Raw genomic sequence first — 17520 nt, forward strand, 5'->3', positions numbered from 1 at the left:
CGGTCAGAGCCCCGACTCGGCGGTCCGGACCAGGATGCGGCGGCACTCCTCGCACCGCACGACCTCGTCGGCCGGTGCCGCCTTGACCCGGGCCTTGTCACCGCCGGCCAGCTCGATGCGGCAGCCCTCGCACCGGCCGTGGCGGAGCATCGCGGCGCCGATGCCGCCGCTGCTCTCCCGGATCCGGTCGTAGAGCGAGACCAGGTCGGCGGGCAGGTCGGCGGCGAGCGGCCGGCGGCCGGCCCGGCGGAACTCCTCGTCCTTCGCGATCCCGGCCAGGGCCTCGTCGCGGCGGCGCTCGCTCTCCTCCCGTGTGCCGCGCGCGGCGGTGAGCCGGCCGACGACCTCGTCGAGGGCGGCCTGCGCGGTCTCCCGCTGCTCCATCAGCTCCAGCTCGGCGTCCTCGAGCTCGCTCTGGCGCCGGTTGAGCGTGGCGATTTCGTGCTGGAGCGCCTCCAGCTCGCGGGCCGGGCCGGTGCCGGCGTCGAGGCGGGCCTGATCCTTGTCCTTGCGGGCGCGGACCTGCTCGACGTCGCGCTCGAGACGGCTGATGTCGCGGTCCAGGTCGTCGACGGCGACCTGGGCGCGGACCCGTTCGTCCTCCAAAGTGGACAGCTCACGCGCCAGCCGGTCCAGCTCGGCGTGCTCGGGCAGCGCCTTGCGCTTGTGGGCGAGCTGGGTCAGCGCGATGTCGATCGCCTGTAGGTCCAGCAGCCGCCGCTGCGCTTCCGGATCAGCTTTCACGAAGGAGTCCTCCACAGGGTCCAGGGAGACGTGTCCACATCGGACACGATCGTCTCCACGCCGGCCTCGGTCCGCAGGAACACCGCGACGTCGTCGAGCCACGGCCGCTCCGACGCCCAGTGCGTGACGTCGACGAGGGCCGGTCCGCCGCCGGCAAGATGTTCCTGCGCCGGATGGTGGCGCAGATCCGCGGTCAAGTATGCGTCAACGCCGGCCCGCACGGCGTCGGCCAGGAACGCGTCGCCGGAGCCGCCGGACACGGCCACCGTGGTGACGGGTGTGGACGGGTCCCCTGATGCCCGTACACCTCCGGGCAGAACGGCGGCGGCGAGCTCGACGAACTCGGCCAGGGTCGCCGGGACGGGCAGCGTGCCGATCCGGCCGTGCCCGCGGGAAGGCTCGTCGGGTGAGGGGCGCAGCGGGCGGACGTCGCGCAGGCCCAGGCGGGCCGCCAGGGCGTCGGAGACGCCGGGGTTCGCGACGTCGCCGTTGGTGTGGGCGGTGTAGAGCGCGATGCCGGACCGGATCATCCGGTGGACGATGCGCCCCTTGTACGTCGTTGGCGCCAGGGTCGAGACGCCGCGCAACAGCAACGGATGGTGGGTGAACATGAGGTCGGCGCCGGCAGTCGCCGCCTCCTCGACGGTGGCCGGGTCACAGTCGACGGCCAGGAGGACCTTGGCGACGGGGGCGTCGGGCTCACCCAGGACGAACCCGACACGGTCCCAGTCCTCGGCCCAGGACACGGGATAGCGCTGCTCCAGCAGCCGCACCAGTTCGGCGACGCGCACGGCGTGACGTTACTCCACGCCGCCCGGGCCGGCGACGCGTTGGGCGTGGATGGCCGGATGCTCGTCGAGTGCCCTGAGCGCCAGTTCCCAGGGGAACTCCTCCACCAGCCGGTCGCCCTGGCCGGGCGCGTGCAGCCGGACGACGTCCTCGCCGTAGAGCACGGTCACGCCCCACGAGCGGAGCCGGTCGATCGACTCGCCGAACGCCGGGTGGGCGGCCATCGCGGCGTTGGTGAACGGCAGGGCCACGATCGGCAGCCCCATGCCGATGGCCTCTACGAGCATGCCCAGCGCCAGGGTGTCGGCGATGCCGGCGGCCCACTTGTTGATGGTGTTGACGGTCGCCGGCGCGACGATCATCGCGTCGGCCGCCGGGAGGACGTCGGGGTCACCGGGGTATTTGTACCGGTGCCGGACGGGATGCCCGGTCTGCACCACGATGCGGGGAACGTCGAGCCACTTCAGGGCATCGGGTGTGGCGACCACGCAGACGTCCCAGCCCCGTCGCCGAGCGAGCGAGACCAGCTTGCCAACCCCTTGGGTGCTCGGGGAGCCGCACACCACAGCGTAAAGGACGGGTCCGGACATGCCGGCATTGTGCACCCTGTTCAGACCCCGACGCTCATATGTTCGGCCAGTTCGGCGACCGAAGCTGACGGAGTGCCCCGGGTGCGGCGCAGCACGTCGCTGAGCACCTCGTGGGCCAGCGGCCGGCAACGGATCTCGGCCGGGGCCAGCCGATCACCCTCCAGCAGCATCTCGCTGGCCACGTCGATGTCGCCGATCAGCGCCCGGGCCCGCGCCTGATCGAGGAAGTGGTGGGCCCGGCGCTCCGGCAGCAACGCGTTGAACCCCTCAGGGTCCAGCCGTTCGTGCACCTCCACCGCCGTCCGGCCCTCACCGAGCTCGACGGCGGCCGCCGCACGATGGAGCTGGACGTTCGTCGGCCCGAAACAGGTCCAGTAGTAGTTGGCGTCGCCGTCGAGACCGCGCGACGCCTCCTCGGCACCGGCCAGCAGGTCCCGGACCGTCGCACCGTCACCGATCCGGGCCGCCGCCATGGCACCCTGCAACAGGAGCTGACCGTAGACCGAGAGCCGTTCGGGCGAGCTGTCGTTGCCACCGACACCGGGAGCGAGCCGATTGGCGACGTTGACGTTGATCTCCAAGGCCGGTCGGGCCCGCCCCAGGGACAGCAGCGCCATCGCGACCCGCGCGGTGGCCACACCGGCGAGCAACTGGTCGCCGGCACGGTGGGAGACGGCGATCGAGCGGTCCGCGGCGAGCCAGGACAGCTCGTGCTCGCCGAGCTTGCGCAACACCGACGCGGAGATCTGGTAGACCTGCCCGAGCAGGTGGGCGGCCTCCCGCGCATGCGGGCCGTCGCCGTAGGCGGTGTCGGCGGCCTGCGCCTCCCGCAGGAGGCGGGGCAGGGTGCGGGCGAGCGCGCCGTACTTCGCGTGCTGGAACGACAGCCAGGCGTGGGTGACCGCCTTGCGCATCTCGCTCAGCGGCGGCGGCTCCGGCGGGGCGTAGAAGAAGGCGCTGATCTGGTCGTACCGCTCCAGAGCGGCGCGGATCTCCTCGACCTCGACCTGGTCGACGCCGCTGGGGTTCTCCGGCCGGCGCTCCGGGTCCTTGCCGAGCAGGATCTGCACGTCGAGCTGCAACACATCGGCGATCTCGTACACGACGGAGAACTTGTCGAGCCGGCGCACCCCGCGCTCCACCTTGTCGACCCAGCTCTTTGACTTGCCGAGCCGATCGGCGAAGACCTGCTGCGACATCTTCCGCCGGTTCCGCCAGTACGCCACGCGGCGGCCGATGGGCAGCTCATCCACGTCGCTCACCTCCGGAGGTCACCCGCCCGGTCGAAATCGCACGCTTTGTGCGGTTCCACCGGCACGCCTGCTCATACGTTCCGAGATGCAAGTTGCAGCCCCCGTCGCCAAGACCAACGACGTACACAGCGTCCGGTGACGTGACGTGGTGCTGTGCGCACTTCCGAGTGATCCCGCCTGGCAGGAGGCGTTCATGCTCGCTTGGGAACGGTTCAAGCTCCGCAAAGCGGCCGTCGGGTACACCGCGCACGGCTGGCCGGTGCGGCCCGGCGCGGCGCTGGTCGGCGGACCCGCCGGACGGCTGTCGCGGCAGCGCCGCTTCGACTGCGGCGAGGCCGGCTGCCCGACGGTGGCCTGCCACCCGGCACCGCTGCCGCCGACCGCCTCGCCCGAGGTCGCGGCCGCGCACTGGCGGGTCCGGCCGTACAGCGTGCTGTTCCCGACCGGGCACGCGTTCGACGTGCTGGAGGTGCCGGCCGCACTGGGCCGGGCCGCGCTGCTCGGTGACGGGTTCGTCGCGGCACGCGGACCGGTCGCGGTGGCCCCCGGCGGGCGTTGGATGTTTCTGGTACTCCCGGGTCACGGCGTCCTGCCGGAACTGGCCCAGCAACCCGAGGTCGTGCTGCACGGTCCGGATTCCTGGGTGCCCGCACCGCCGAGCCCGCAGTTCGGCGGGCGGGTGCGCTGGGAACTGCCGCCCGACGCCCACGGCTGGCGGCCGGCCGAGCCCTACGCCGTGCAGGCGCTCATGCTCGACGCCCTCGGGGCCGGTCCGTCGACCGCCTTCGATCGGCGCACCACATGGCGTGCGGCGGCATAACTGGGCATGCATTGGCTACGCTTCCTGCCGGGGGTCCGTGCCGAAACCTCGCTCGGCCGATCCCGCACGAATATTCACGTGCAGAATTCAGGCCGATGCCCAAGGTAGCGTCGCTGTAGCCCTAAGTCGACCCCTTGTAACGCAACGGATGTACTCAAGAGATAGGCAGCCGCCTACCTACCATTGAGTGTCGATCTACTCTATTGATCGACTTTCCTGAGTGACGACCCCGCCGATCACTCGCGGACCGAGACGTCGACCGTGGCCACGACCCTACGCAGGCCGTCGGACAGCTTGCGGTCCGGGACCTCCATCGGCTCCGCCGCCGGGTCGGCCCGGATGATCCGGCCGCCGTCGGGCAGGCGCACACCACGGGCGGCGAGCAGTGCGGTGAGCGCGCCGTGTGCGATCTTCGTCGCGTCGTCGTCCTCGGCCCACACCTGGAGGCCGAGATGCCACCGTACCGCACGGGCCCACGGCATCCGGGAGGCGACCGGCTCCCCCACCGCCTCCACGAGCAGCACGGGCACCGCGTCGACCACGTCGTCCGGGCGGGTCGTCACCAGCGTCACGCCCGCCAAGCGCTCCTGTGCGCCGAGGTACGCCATGACCAGCGCGACAGCGTCGGGTGGCATCGTTCCTGCACGGCCCTTCGGTGGGTTGTGGTGCGGCGTCCAGCACGCCGGCCGGAGCGCTGCCGGTCGCGTCGGCACCGATACATTTCATGTTCTCCGAAGAAAAGAATCATCAACCTCGGGAGAAACGGCGTGTCGTGTCGCATGGTCCGACATTTCTCGGCCGCGGCGCGCCGGCGCCTCGACATCACCGCGACCATGCGCTCCAACGCCGAATCCTGCACTATGATGACATCGGCGATGCCCGATCATCATGCGTTCGCCGAATCGGCCGGAAAAAATGCCGAGCCGATCAAGGTCGCGGCGACTCCGCCGGCCGGCCCTTTCCGGCTCATGACCGCCGTCCGGGGCGGATCACCCGAGCTTCGCCGGCGCGTCGCGCGGGACGGCGGGATCCGCCGGGCGGCTCCCGGCACGCAATTGTGCCCCGGAAATCGACCGCGAGGGCCTATTCGGCGGCGGATCCGACCGCACCGAACACCGCGACACCGGTTGTTTCACCACCGGTCCGGACAACGGTGAAAGAAACCGTCACGAGCCGGGTGAATGAGCGCGTCACCCGGCGGTGGCGGCCCGCCGCACGGCCACCCGGACGGGTGACGGCAACGGACGAGGGCCGTGCCCCGATCGGGGCACGGCCCTCGTAGCGACGACCCCTGTCACGAGGTCACGAGTCGCCACCGGTCTCGCCGACCGGCGCGGCGTTGACGTCGTCGATCGCGTACTTCTTCGCCGCCTCCGCCGGGGCCGAGGCCGGGACCTCGCCACGGCGGGCGAGCTGACGCAGCGCGGCGACCACGATCGACTCGGCGTCGACGTGGAAGTGGCGGCGCAGCGCGTGACGCGTGTCGGACAGGCCGAAGCCGTCGGTGCCCAGCGAGGTGTAGTCGTTCGGCACCCAGCGGGCGATCAGGTCCGGCACCGCCCGCATGAAGTCGCTGACGGCGACGACCGGGCCGGCGGTGTTCTGGAGGACCTGTGTCACGTACGGCACCCGGGGCTCCTCGGACGGGTGCAGCAGGTTGTGCTCCTCCGCCTGTACCGCGTCCCGGCGCAGCTCCGTCCAGGACGTCGCGGACCAGACGTCGGCCGCCACGCCCCATTCCTCGGCGAGGAGCTTCTGGGCCTTGAGCGCCCACTGCATGCCCGTGCCCGAGGCCAGCAACTGCGCCTTGGGGCCCTCCTGGACCGGTGCCGCCTGGTACCGGTACAGGCCCCGCAGCAGGCCTTCCACGTCGACGCCCGCGGGCTCGGCGGGCTGGAAGATCGGCTCGTTGTAGACGGTCAGGTAGTAGATGAGGTCCTCCGGGGCCTCACCGTACATGCGGTTGACCGCGTTCTCGGTGATGTGCGCGATCTCGTACCCGAACGCCGGGTCGTAGGCCACGACGGCCGGGTTGGTCGCCGCGATGAGCAGCGAGTGGCCGTCCTCGTGCTGCAGGCCCTCACCGTTGAGCGTGGTGCGCCCGGCGGTCGCGCCCAGCAGGAAACCACGGGTCATCTGGTCGGCGGCCGCCCAGATGCCGTCGGCGGTGCGTTGGAAGCCGAACATCGAGTAGAAGATGTAGACCGGGATGATCGGCTGGCCGTGCGTCGCGTAGCTGGTCCCGGCCGCGGTGAACGAGGCGACCGAGCCGGCCTCGTTGATGCCCTCGTGCAGGATCTGACCGCCGGTCGACTCGCGGTACGACAGGAAGAGCTCCCGGTCGACCGGCGTGTAGTTCTGCCCGTGCGGCGAGTAGATCTTCGCCGTGGGGAAGAGCGAGTCCATGCCGAAGGTCCGGGCCTCGTCGGGGATGATCGGCACCCACCGGTTGCCCATGCCCTTGTCCCGCATCAGGTCCTTGAGCATGCGGACGAACGCCATCGTCGTGGCGACCTTCTGCTTGCCGGAGCCGCGCTTGATGTCGCCGTAGACCTTCGACTCGGGCAACTGGAGCGGGATGTGGGTGGTGCGCCGCTGCGGCACCGGGCCGCCCAGCGCGGCCCGCCGCTCCCGCATGTACTGCATCTCGTCGGACTTCTCGTCGGGCCGGTAGTAGGGCACCGCATACGGGTTGTCGCCGATCGCGCTGTCCGGGATGTCGAGGTACAGCCGGTCGCGGAAGTCCTTGACGTCCTGGAGCGTGAGCTTCTTCATCTGGTGGGTCGCGTTGCGGCCCTCGAAGTGCGAGCCCAGCGTCCAGCCCTTGATCGTCTTGGCGAGGATCACCGTCGGCTGGCCGGTGTGCTCGGTGGCCGCCTTGTACGCCGCGTAGAGCTTGCGGTAGTCGTGGCCGCCCCGCTTGAGGTTCCAGATCTGGTCGTCGCTGAGGTGCTCGACCATCTTGCGGGTGCGCGGGTCACGGCCGAAGAAGTGCTCGCGGACGTAGGCACCGGACTCCGCCTTGAACGTCTGATAGTCGCCGTCGGGCGTGACGTTCATGAGGTTGACCAGCGCACCGTCGGTGTCGGCGGCGAGCAGCGGGTCCCACTCGCGGCCCCAGACGACCTTGATCACGTTCCACCCGGCGCCCCGGAAGAAGGCCTCCAGCTCCTGCATGATCTTGCCGTTGCCGCGGACCGGGCCGTCGAGGCGCTGCAGGTTGCAGTTGATCACGAAGGTGAGGTTGTCGAGCTCCTCGCGGGCCGCGACGCCGATCGCGCCGAGGGTCTCCGGCTCGTCCATCTCGCCGTCGCCCAGGAACGCCCAGACGTGCTGGCCGGACGTGTCCTTGAAACCCCGGTTGTGCAGGTACCGGTTGAAGCGTGCCTGGTAGATCGCGTTGATGCCGCCGAGGCCCATGGAGACCGTCGGGAACTCCCAGAAGCTCGGCATGAGCCGCGGGTGCGGGTAGCTGGGCAGACCGCCGCCGAGGCCGCGGTGCGACAACTCCTGGCGGAACCCGTCGAGCTGCTGCTCGCCGAGCCGGCCCTCCATGAACGCCCGCGCATACATGCCCGGGGAGGCGTGGCCCTGGAAGAAGACCTGGTCGCCGCCGCCCGGGTGGTCCTTGCCGCGGAAGAAGTGGTTGAAGCCGACCTCGTAGAGGCTGGCGGCACTCGCGAAGGTCGAGATGTGACCGCCGACACCCACGTCGGGACGCTGGGCGCGCTGGACGAGCATCGCGGCGTTCCACCGGATGTAGGCGCGGATGCGCCGCTCGACGTGCTCGTCACCCGGGAACCAGGGCTCGCGCTCCGGCGGGATGGTGTTGATGTAGTCGGTGGTGGTCAGCGGCGGGACGCCGACCTGTCGCTCCCGGGCGCGCTCCAGCAGGCGCAGCATCACGTATCGGGCGCGCTTGGTGCCGCGCTCGTCGATAACTCCGTCCAGCGACTCGACCCATTCGGTGGTTTCCTCGGGGTCGATGTCCGGCAGTTGGCTCGGCAGGCCGTCGCTGATCACCGGGCGCTTGCGTTCGGTGGACACAGGCGTTCCTTCTATTGGTCGCGACCGGAGGACGATGGCGTGGCGCGCTGCGACCGGTCTGGGTGGCCTCTGGGTGGCTCGCTGGTTCATGGCCGTTGTGTGGGCCCATGTCCCATCCTGCCCGCCCCTCGTGCCGTCCGTCACGTCTACGGGACACCAACTGCGACGCGCGACACGATACCCATGGGTAACCTCTGTCGTGTTTCGCTATTGACGGGACGGCGACTCATCCAGTATTCCAGGCTTCCGCGTCGGTTACCGTCCGGCCGTGCCCGACAATTCCGCCTGGTGGCTGCTGCTCCCCCTGGGAATCGTGACCATCGCCCTGAGCATCGTGACCGTCACGGTCGTGCGGGTCGTCCGCAAGGTCGCGGCGCCCGCCGTCAAGCCCGCGAACAACCCGCTCGGGCCCACCTGGACGCCGGGCGGGCCGGACTCCCCGCCACCGCCGCCCCACCACCCGTCACCGACCTCACCCCACGACCCCGGGCCCGCGTTCCACACATATGGCCATACGATCGACCATCACCACCACGGCCACGGCGACTCCGGCTCGAGCTGGAGCGACTCCGGTTTCTCCAGCTCGACCGACTCCGGCTCGAACGACTCCGGGTCGTCGGGTTCGAGCGACTCGGGCTCGAGTGCCGGTTCGAGCTCCGGCGACTGACGGCAGGCTGCCACACTGTGGCGATGCACACCGAGGTCATCACCGTCCGGACCGGCTCACGGCCGGCCGTCCGGGACATCACCGACGATGCGAGCCGCTTCGTGGCGGAGCGGGGCGACGGGCTGCTGCACGTCTTCGTCCCGCACGCGACCGCCGGCGTGGCGATCATCGAGACCGGTGCCGGCAGCGACGACGACCTCCTGCGCGCCCTCGACGACGTGCTGCCGGCCGACGACCGCTGGCGGCACCGGCACGGCTCCCCCGGCCACGGCCGGGACCACGTCATGCCGGCGTTCGTCGCGCCGTATGCGACCCTGCCGGTCCTCGGCGGTCGCCTCGCCCTGGGCACCTGGCAGTCGATCTGCCTGGTGGACCCCAACGGCGACAACACCACCCGCCAGGTCCGCTTCTCATTCCTGCGGGGATAAAGCCTGAATGAACCGCGTTTCTTCCCGGCCTCCGGGCCGTGGCGCGTGAGGATTGATGCCGTGATCGAGCGCCGTGTCGCCGTTGTGTTCCTCGTCGACCCCCAGGGCCGGCTCCTCATGCAGCACCGTGACCGGCACGCCAAGGTGTCGCCGAACCAGTGGGCCATGCCCGGCGGCAAGATCGAGGACGGTGAGACGCCGATCGCCGCGGCCCGCCGGGAGGTGCTGGAGGAGACCGGCCTGACCGCCGACGTGCTGGAGCACTACGACACCCGCACCCGGCCGTCGGTGTCCACCGTGGACGGCCTGGTGGAGATGCACGTGTTCTGCGGGCCGACCGACGCCACCCAGGAGGATGTGGTGCTCGGCGAGGGGCAGGCGATGGTGTTCCTCACACCCGAGGAGGCGCTTTCGCGTGACCTGGGCGTGACCGCCGCGGCACTGGTGCCGGGTTTCCTCGACTCCCCGCAGTACAGAGCCCTTGCGGAGCGCGGGCGGGCGTAGCCGCCGGCGACGCGTCCGCGCGGACGGACGGGCTGGAGTGGCGTCCGATGACCGTTTTCGGCCATGCTGTCGAGCGTGACCACCCCTCAGGATCTCGACGAGCGCTTCCGTTCGGAGCTTGCCGGGCTTGTCGCCGCCACGGTCATCCGGGACCTCGACGAGCCGGTGCGGGACGACACCGCGCTCACCGGCGCGCAGGCCCGGGCGCTCTTCGACGCCCAATCGACGAGCCGCCACCTCGACCTGGCCGCCCGATGGCTGCGCAGCTTCGAGGCGGGCTACTACACGATCGGCTCGTCCGGCCACGAGGGAAACGCCGCGGTCGCGGCCGCGCTGCGCCCGACCGACCCGGCCCTGCTGCACTACCGCTCCGGCGGCTTCTACTGCATGCGCGCCGGTCAGGTCGCCGGCAGCGACCCGGTCCGTGACGTGCTGCGCGGGGTGGTCGCCTCGGCGCGGGAGCCGATCGCCGGCGGCCGGCACAAGGTCTTCGGCCACGCCGACCTGCACGTCATCCCGACCACGTCGACGATCGCCTCGCACCTGCCGCGGGCGGTCGGCGTGGCGTACGCGCTGGGCCGCGGCCGCCGGGTCAACACCGCCTCCGGCCGGCCGGCGCCCGCGGCGCGTGACCTCGTCCCGCCCGCCAACGGGCACGGCTGGCCCGCCGACGCCGTCGTCGTGTGCTCCTTCGGCGACGCCTCGGTCAACCACGCCGCCGCCACCGCGGCGCTCAACACCGCCGGCTGGTGCGACCACGTCGGCATCAAGCTGCCGCTGCTGTTCCTCTGCGAGGACAACGGCCTGGGGATCAGTGTCCGCTCGCCCGACGGCTGGGTCGCCGCGACCCTGCAGAGCCGGCCCGGCGTGCGGTACTACGCGGCCGACGGCTGCGACAGCGCCGCCGCCTACGACCGGGCCGCGGAGGCGGCGGCGTGGGTCCGGCGGTACCGCAGGCCCGCCGTCCTGCACCTGACCACGGTCCGGCTGATGGGCCACGCCGGCGCCGACGCCGAGATGGCCTACCGCTCGCCGGCCGACATCGCCGCCGACCTGGCCCGCGACCCGCTGGTGCGCACCGCCAGGCTGCTCGTCGACGCGGGCATGGCGACCCCGGCCGAGCTGATGGCCCGCTACGACGAGCTGGGCTGGGAGGTGCGCCGGGTCGCCGAGGAGGTGCTCGGCGAGCCGAAGCTGGCCAACGCCTCGGAGATCACCGCCCCGCTGGCGCCCCGGCGGCCGGTGCGGGTGTCGCGGGCGGTCAGCGACGCGGCCACCCAGTTGATCGACGAGGAGGACGGCGACGTCGCCTCGATCGGTGACGACCTGGAGTTCACGCCCGCCGGGGCCGCCGCGCCGCGGATGGCGGCCGGCGAGCCGCCGTGGGCCCTCGGCGAGCCGCCTGCCGCCGGTCAGCCCGGTGCCGCCGCGCCGGACGGCGCCGGGAGCCCGGACGAGCCCGCGCGCGAGGACGGGGATGGTTCCGGGGATGATTCCACGGCGCCTGCCGAGGTCGCCGCCGACGACGAGGACGAATGGCCCGAGCCTGCCGCCGAGGAGGTCCCCGAGAGCGTCGACGCCACCACACCGGCCCCGAACGGCCGGCCCGGCGGCACCGGGCACCCGCCGACCCGCGCCGCCGCCTTCAACGGCCGCCTGCCCGAACGGGCCGGTCCGCTGACCCTCGCCCAGACCATCAACGCGACCCTGACGGACGCGATGCTGGCGTATCCGCAGATGATCCTCTTCGGCGAGGACGTCGCCGCGAAGGGCGGCGTCTACGGGGTCACCAAGGGACTGCGGGACCGGTTCGGCGGCACCCGGATCTTCGACACCCTCCTCGACGAGACCAGCATCCTCGGCCTCGGCCTCGGCGCCGGGCTGGCCGGCATGCTGCCGGTGCCCGAGATCCAGTACCTGGCCTATCTCCACAACGCCGAGGACCAGCTACGCGGCGAGGCCGCCACCATGCAGTTCTTCTCGCAGGGCGCCTTCCACAACCCGATGGTCGTGCGGGTCGCCGGCCTGGCGTACCAGCTCGGTTTCGGCGGGCACTTCCACAACGACAACGCCCTGGCCGTGCTCCGCGACATCCCGGGCCTGGTCGTCGCCGCGCCCGCCCGGGCCGAGGACGCCGCGCCGATGCTGCGCACGTGCCTGGCCAGCGCCGTCGTCGACGGCAGCGTGTGCGTCTTCCTGGAGCCGATCGCGCTGTACCACACCCGCGACCTGCACTCCGAGAACGACAACTGGTGGCTGTCCGACTACGCACCGCCGAGCGAATGGTCGGCCCTCCATGTGCCGATCGGCCGCGCCAGGGCGTACGCCAGCGGGCCCAACGACGACCTGACGATCATCACCTTCGGCAACGGGGTACGGCTGTCGCTGCGGGCCGCCGCCCGGCTCGCCGGGGAGGGCATCGCCTGCCGGGTCGTCGACCTGCGGTGGCTCGCGCCGCTGCCGGTCGGCGACATCATCAAGCACGCCTCGGACACCGGCCGGGTGCTGGTCGTGGACGAGACCCGCCGCTCGGGCGGCGTCGGCGAGGGGATCATCGCGGCCCTGGTCGACGCCGGATACGTCGGGGTCGCCCGGCGAGTGGCCGCCGTCGACTCGTTCGTGCCGCTCGGACCCGCCGCCAGCCACGTCCTGGTGTCCGAGGAACAGATCGTCCAGGGCGCGAGATCCCTGTTGGCCCGGTAACTTGGACCGATAGTTTTTCGATCGCATCGGTGCGCCACTTGCGTTGACGGCCCGTACTGTGTGGACTACGCGCTAACAGTGGTGTTTCGACAGGAGGCAGTGGACAGTGAACGCGACCGCGGGTCAGGCCGAGGTGAAGAGCCTGGCGGACCGGTTCGGAGTCGAACCGGGCATGGTCGTTATGGAGATGGGGTACGACGACGACGTCGACCAGGATCTCCGCGACGTCCTGATCGACCGGTGCGGGGAACTGGTTGACGAGGAGACCGACGAGGTCGTCGACGTGGTGCTGCTCTGGTGGCGCGACGACGACGGCGACCTGGTCGAGACGCTCATCGACGCGCTCGGCCCGCTGGCGGACAACGGCGTGGTGTGGCTGCTCACGCCCAAGGCCGGCCGCCCTGGACACGTCGAGCCGAGCGAGATCAACGAGTCGGCGCCCACCGCGGGGTTGCAGCAGACCTCCACGGTCAACGCCGGCAAGGACTGGACCGCCGCGCGCCTCGTCGCGCCCCGCGCCGCCAGGTCTCGCCGCTGAGCTAGCCCGCCGTGCTCGTCGACGGGGGATTCCAGGTGGGAGACTTCGTTGGCGAGCTCGACGACCAGCCCGACCTCGTCGTCGATGGCGAGCTCTTCGGGCTGCCCCCGCCTGCGTTCGTCGAGGACTGCGGCGTGAAGACCCGCACGTCGGAGAACTCGACGTCGGCCACGCCGGTGCTCGCGAACGCGCCCAGGTTGGTCCGGCCCTTCAGGATCTCCACGTCGCTGACCGGCCCGAACTGCACACCCCCGATGTAGAAGTTCAGCGTCGTGCCGTTGACGACGAATGCCACGTACGCGTCCGACTCGGCCTTGTACGTCCACTCCGCGAGCGTGTTGTTCTGGCTCGGGGCGGCGTCGCCGAGGCGGTGGATGCGGACATTGCCGTCGGCACAGTACGCGAGCACGTAGCCCTTGTCGCCGGTGCGCAGCCACATGCCGGCGCAGCCGCTGGTCAGGTGGACCTTCGCCTCGATGGCGGAGTCGGTGAGACCGGTGTCGAGCGGTTGCTTCAGCGTGCAGCCGGTCAGCCCCTTGTCAACGGTCGTCACGTGCAGCGTCTCCGACGTCGCCTCGCAGCGGCCACCCTCGGACTCTTCCTGGTTGCGCCAGACGTCGTCGACGTCGCCGATCTGCATCTGGCGCCAGCCCTCGGGCACCCAGAAGGGCCGCTGCTCCCGCCGGTACCCCTGCGGGATGACGCGCGGGCTGCGGCTCGCCTGGGGCGCCACGCTCGGCGTCGTGGACGCCGACGTGGCGCCCTGCTTGTCGCGGGTGTTGCGGTCGCGGAACACGACGTATCCAGCCAGCGCCAGCGCCAGCACAAGGAGCCCGACCAGCATCGGCACCGCCAGGTTGCGGCGGGGCCGGGACGGCGGCGGTGGCGTCGGCGGCTCCTCCCGCAACGACGGCGACGCGTACACGGCCGGCGTCGCGGCCGGCGAGATGTAGACCGGTGCCGGAGCGGGCGCCGGGATCGGCGCCGAGGGGCGGATCGGCTGGGTGGCCTCCGCATCGGCGCCGTACATTCCCGGCCCGACCGGGCTCACCGGCGCCGAGCTGACCGGCCTGGCCTGGCCTGCCTGGTACGGACTGACGGGGCTCACCGGGGCGGCGCTGACGGGGGCACCACTCACCGGCCCGCCGCTCATGGGCAAGGCGCTGACCGGTGCGGCCGCTCCGGTCGGCGTGGCGGGCCCGTGGTGGTACGCGGCGGGATTGACCTGCTGGAAGCCTGCTCCGGGCTGTCCTGCCCCGGGCTGTCCTGCGCCCGGCTGGCCGGACTGACCCTGACCGGCGCCCGGCTGGCCGGGTTGCCCGGACTGCCCCTGGCCCGGATATCCCGGCTGGCCGGACTGGGCTCCCGCCTCTCCTGGCTGCCCCGCGCCCGGGTAGCCGGGCGCACCGTGCTGCGGCCGGGCGCCCTGCTGGAACGCGACCGGTGCGGGCTGGGCGGACTGCGGGAAGCCGCCGGGCGGGGTCGGGCCCGAAGGTGTCGCCGCCTGGGCCGCCGCCGCTCCGGCGAGCGCCGCCCCGGCCCCTGCCGCGGCGGCTCCGGCCGGCCCTGCCGCGGCGGCACCTGCTGCTCCCGCGCCGCCCGGGGCACCGCTGACGGGCTGGGCGGTCGAGGCGGCCTGAGCGCCGATGTTGACCCAGGCGCGGAGGCTGCCCTCGGCAACGACCAGCTCGGGCTGTTCGATGATCGTCGGGGCGAGGCCGAGCTCGCGCTCCAGGAGCGTGGCCACCTGCGGGATGCGGCTCGACCCGCCGACGAGGAAGACGCCGGCGAGCCGGGCCTTGTCCAGGCCGGCCCAGCGGATCACCCCGGCAGTCGTACGGACCGTCTGCTCCAGCAGCGGACGGGCGCGCTCCTCGAAGGCGTCCCGGGTGATGGTGACGTCGGCGGCGAGGATCGGCACGTGCAGGCCGGTCGTGGCGGTCCGGGACAGCATCTCTTTCGCGATGCGGGCGTCGTCCCACAGCAGGCGCCGGTGGCGGCGGTCCTCGGTGGTCTGCGGGCTCTCCAGGCGACCCCAGACGTCGGGATCGGCGAGCTGCTGCTTCGCGTAGTCGAGGATCAGCGCGTCGAGGTCGAGGCCGCCGAGGTCGTCGATGCCGTCCACGGCTCGCACGTCGAAGCCCTCGCCGGCACGGGTCACGATGCTCGCGTCGAAGGTGCCGCCACCGAAGTCGTAGACGAGGAGGCCCTGGTCGGCGTCCAGCGGCTTCCGCAGTACACCCGCGAAATAATGCGCGGCGGCGACCGGCTCCGGCATGAGGGCCGGCTGGGGCAGGCCCGCGAGCTTGGCGCCCTCGACCAGGGCGAGGCGGCGCGACACGCCCCAGGCCGCCGGGTGCGTCATCGTCACCGCGCTGACCGGCCCGCCCGCGACCCGGGTGGCCTCCTGCGTGACGTGCGAGAGCACGGCCCCGATCAGCGCCGGCACGGTAACCTCACGGTCGCCGAGCAGCACGGTGCCGTCGTCGATGCGCCGCTTCGGGCTGGCCTCGAACCGCGCCGGGTCGACGCGCGCGGCGTGCACGGCGTCACGGCCGACCAGCACCGCGCCGTCGGTCTGCGCGTAGACCGAGGAGGGGAGCAGCGGCGAGCCGTCGAACAGCAACGGGCGAACCCTCCCGTCCGGCCACGCGATCAGCGCGACGGTGTGGGAGGTCCCGAAGTCGATGCCCAGACGTGGACCCGCTGCTGCCATGCGGGCGAGTGTAGGCCCCCGGTACGACACCTGGCATGCTCATGTCGTGACTCTGGAAGTCGGATACGAGGCGCCGGACTTCGTCCTCAAAGATCAGAACAATCAGGAGGTCCGGCTGTCGGCGTTCCGCGGCCGCAAAGCCGTCCTCCTGGTTTTCTACCCGCTGGCGTTCACCGGCACCTGTCAGGGAGAATTGGGGGCAGTACGGGACAATCTCGGCGACTTCCAGAACGACAACGTCCAGGTTCTGACAGTCAGCGTCGACTCGCCGTACAGCCACAAGGTGTGGGCCGACCGCGAGGGCTTCGGCTTTCCGCTGCTGTCGGATTTCTGGCCGCACGGCGCGGTGGCCCGGTCGTACGGGGTGTTCAACGAGAAGGCGGGCTTCTCGAACCGCGGCACGTTCCTCATCGACTCGGCGGGCGTGGTGCGGTTCGCGGAGGCGCTGGGCCCCGGGACCGCTCGCGACCAGGAGAGCTGGCGGACGGCGATCGCGGCCCTGTGAGTCCCCCGGGTCCACAGGCCGGTAATGCCGGGTGGGGCTGGTGGGGCGCTCGGGTAACATCTGGGTACCCAATCTTCGGCGGGTGACCCCGCCGGCGATCCGGGGCGCGTAGCTCAGTGGAAGAGCACCCGCCTTACAAGCGGGGGGTCGTTGGTTCGAACCCAACCGTGCCCACCAGCAAGTTTTCTCGCTCGAATCGATCTCCAAAGGGCGTTGGGCAGCCACCTGTGTAGCAACGTCCCGTCACGACAGCCACTCGCCCAACTTGCTCAGCGCCTCGCGCATCACCGTGCGAAAGATCTGAACATGGTGGACAGGTTCAGATCTGCGCCGCTGCGGGATCCCGGTGAAGGTTCGTTGGTGTTCGATGCATTGAGCATCCGCTATATGACGGGAAGTATTCAGGTCATGGCTGGACGTGTTGAAGATGTCTCGCCTAGGGTGGGCATCTGCCGAGACGTCCTTTGACGGGGAGCTATGCCGAACGAACGTCTGCGCACAGCGATGCTGGAACGCGGCCTCACTCCGGTCGACCTCGCCGATGTCCTCGAAGTCGACCCCAAGAGCGTGGAACGGTGGATCGCGGGCCGGCTGCCGTACCGCCGCCACCGCTACGCCGTAGCCGCCCGCCTCGGCGTGGACGAGTCGTATCTGTGGCCGGACGCGATGAGCCGAGACCAAGTCGCCAACGCCTCCGAGAGCGAGATCGTCAACATCTACCCGGCGCGCTGGGCCGTCCCGTCAGAGCTGTGGCGCTCATTCTTCGACAACGCCGAGCACGAGATCGGCATCCTCGTCTACAGCGGCCTGTTCATCCCAGAGGACGCCGGGATTATGCGCGCCATCCGCCGCAAGGCCGAGAACGACATCAAGGTCCGCATCCTGCTAGGCGACCCCGACAGCGACAACGTCTACCAGCGCGGCATCGACGAGGGCATCGACATGGACATGGCGGCCCGTTGCCGCATGGCCCAGGTCTTGCACGCTCCGCTCCGCGAGATCGATGGCGTCGAGTTCCGCCTGCACAGCACGATCCTCTACAACTCGATCTACCGCGTCGACGACCAGGTGCTCGCGAACACCCACATCTTCGGCACGCCCGCCTCCAACGCCCCGGTCCTGCACCTGCGCCACGTCGCCGGCGGAGACATGGTCAGTACCTATGTCGAGAGCTTCGACCGGGTATGGGCCAACGGCACACCACTGGATTGAGGTC

General features: G+C 71.2%; 15 protein-coding genes and 1 tRNA gene. 9 read left to right on the forward strand and 7 right to left on the reverse strand.

The features are described 5' to 3' along the window. Positions 1–3: 3 nt before the first annotated feature. From Drose_RS30430 to Drose_RS30445, 4 genes are read right to left on the reverse strand one after another with little or no spacing between them, the layout of a single operon-like run. Positions 4–744, reverse strand: coding sequence for a zinc ribbon domain-containing protein (locus Drose_RS30430; RefSeq protein WP_260724709.1), 741 nt, complete (start codon positions 742–744; stop codon positions 4–6). Then, positions 741–1535: a Nif3-like dinuclear metal center hexameric protein gene (locus tag Drose_RS30435; protein ID WP_260724710.1), complete on the reverse strand. Its 795-nt coding sequence runs from the start codon at positions 1533–1535 to the stop codon at positions 741–743. The genes Drose_RS30430 and Drose_RS30435 overlap by 4 nt, the downstream gene beginning before the upstream one ends. A gap of 9 nt (positions 1536–1544) precedes the next feature. Next, the gene (locus Drose_RS30440; protein WP_260724711.1) at positions 1545–2123 is read right to left on the reverse strand and encodes a flavoprotein; all 579 of its coding nucleotides are present in this window, start codon (positions 2121–2123) and stop codon (positions 1545–1547) included. 20 nt (positions 2124–2143) lie between these two features. Beyond that, on the reverse strand, positions 2144–3376 hold the full coding sequence (locus Drose_RS30445) for a helix-turn-helix domain-containing protein (RefSeq protein ID WP_260724712.1): 1233 nt from the start codon (positions 3374–3376) through the stop codon (positions 2144–2146). Between the two features lie 193 nt (positions 3377–3569). On the opposite strand from Drose_RS30445, the gene Drose_RS30450 reads away from it, so the two are divergent. Further along, a complete protein-coding gene (locus Drose_RS30450; protein WP_260724713.1) occupies positions 3570–4196 on the forward strand; it encodes a bifunctional DNA primase/polymerase in 627 nt (208 codons plus the stop codon). Between the two features lie 236 nt (positions 4197–4432). Here Drose_RS30450 and Drose_RS30455 read toward each other — a convergent pair whose 3' ends face one another. Together Drose_RS30455 and aceE are read right to left on the reverse strand one after the other, a co-directional pair. Continuing rightward, positions 4433–4831 carry a hypothetical protein gene (locus Drose_RS30455; RefSeq protein ID WP_260724714.1) on the reverse strand — a complete coding sequence of 133 codons (399 nt, stop codon included), beginning with the start codon at positions 4829–4831 and terminating at the stop codon, positions 4433–4435. A 667-nt stretch (positions 4832–5498) separates the two neighbouring features. Further along, positions 5499–8243, reverse strand: a complete 2745-nt coding sequence (aceE, locus tag Drose_RS30460) for a pyruvate dehydrogenase (acetyl-transferring), homodimeric type (protein ID WP_313899951.1) — start codon at positions 8241–8243, stop codon at positions 5499–5501. Positions 8244–8511: 268 nt separating this feature from the next. Here aceE and Drose_RS30465 point away from each other — a divergent pair, with 268 nt between their 5' ends. The 5 genes from Drose_RS30465 (at position 8512) to Drose_RS30485 (ending at position 13083) form a co-directional block, all read left to right on the forward strand. Further along, positions 8512–8910: a hypothetical protein gene (locus Drose_RS30465; protein WP_260724715.1), complete on the forward strand. Its 399-nt coding sequence runs from the start codon at positions 8512–8514 to the stop codon at positions 8908–8910. 23 nt (positions 8911–8933) lie between these two features. Next, positions 8934–9338: a secondary thiamine-phosphate synthase enzyme YjbQ gene (locus Drose_RS30470; protein ID WP_260724716.1), complete on the forward strand. Its 405-nt coding sequence runs from the start codon at positions 8934–8936 to the stop codon at positions 9336–9338. 60 nt (positions 9339–9398) lie between these two features. Next, entirely contained in the window at positions 9399–9842 is a 444-nt protein-coding gene (locus Drose_RS30475; protein ID WP_260724717.1) for an NUDIX hydrolase, read from the forward strand. Between the two features lie 63 nt (positions 9843–9905). Continuing rightward, positions 9906–12545 carry a transketolase C-terminal domain-containing protein gene (locus Drose_RS30480; protein ID WP_260724718.1) on the forward strand — a complete coding sequence of 880 codons (2640 nt, stop codon included), beginning with the start codon at positions 9906–9908 and terminating at the stop codon, positions 12543–12545. 106 nt (positions 12546–12651) lie between these two features. Next, entirely contained in the window at positions 12652–13083 is a 432-nt protein-coding gene (locus Drose_RS30485) for a DUF3052 domain-containing protein (protein ID WP_259858988.1), read from the forward strand. A gap of 1 nt (position 13084) precedes the next feature. Here Drose_RS30485 and Drose_RS30490 read toward each other — a convergent pair whose 3' ends face one another. Beyond that, the gene (locus Drose_RS30490) at positions 13085–15799 is read right to left on the reverse strand and encodes an Hsp70 family protein (RefSeq protein WP_260724719.1); all 2715 of its coding nucleotides are present in this window, start codon (positions 15797–15799) and stop codon (positions 13085–13087) included. Positions 15800–15845: 46 nt separating this feature from the next. On the opposite strand from Drose_RS30490, the gene Drose_RS30495 reads away from it, so the two are divergent. From Drose_RS30495 to Drose_RS30505, 3 genes are all read left to right on the forward strand, one after another. After that, positions 15846–16304, forward strand: coding sequence for a peroxiredoxin (locus Drose_RS30495; protein ID WP_260724720.1), 459 nt, complete (start codon positions 15846–15848; stop codon positions 16302–16304). Between the two features lie 102 nt (positions 16305–16406). Continuing rightward, positions 16407–16481 (forward strand) — tRNA-Val (locus Drose_RS30500). Between the two features lie 300 nt (positions 16482–16781). Next, positions 16782–17516, forward strand: a complete 735-nt coding sequence (locus tag Drose_RS30505; RefSeq protein WP_260724721.1) for an XRE family transcriptional regulator — start codon at positions 16782–16784, stop codon at positions 17514–17516. The last annotated feature ends 4 nt before the right edge of the window (positions 17517–17520 follow it).

It is taken from the genome of Dactylosporangium roseum (assembly GCF_025264685.1).
Classification (GTDB): Bacteria; Actinomycetota; Actinomycetes; order Mycobacteriales; family Micromonosporaceae; genus Dactylosporangium; species Dactylosporangium roseum.

Bases quoted from the DNA above. Each gene is read 5' to 3' on its own strand.
- Drose_RS30490 (WP_260724719.1), bottom strand. From the start codon at position 15,799: ATGGCAGCAGCGGGTCCACGTCTGGGCATCGACTTCGGGACCTCCCAC.
- Drose_RS30455 (WP_260724714.1), bottom strand. From the start codon at position 4,831: ATGCCACCCGACGCTGTCGCGCTGGTCATGGCGTACCTCGGCGCACAG.
- Drose_RS30505 (WP_260724721.1), top strand. From the start codon at position 16,782: ATGCCGAACGAACGTCTGCGCACAGCGATGCTGGAACGCGGCCTCACT.
- Drose_RS30470 (WP_260724716.1), top strand. From the start codon at position 8,934: ATGCACACCGAGGTCATCACCGTCCGGACCGGCTCACGGCCGGCCGTC.
- Drose_RS30450 (WP_260724713.1), top strand. From the start codon at position 3,570: ATGCTCGCTTGGGAACGGTTCAAGCTCCGCAAAGCGGCCGTCGGGTAC.
- Drose_RS30480 (WP_260724718.1), top strand. From the start codon at position 9,906: ATGCTGTCGAGCGTGACCACCCCTCAGGATCTCGACGAGCGCTTCCGT.
- Drose_RS30440 (WP_260724711.1), bottom strand. From the start codon at position 2,123: ATGTCCGGACCCGTCCTTTACGCTGTGGTGTGCGGCTCCCCGAGCACC.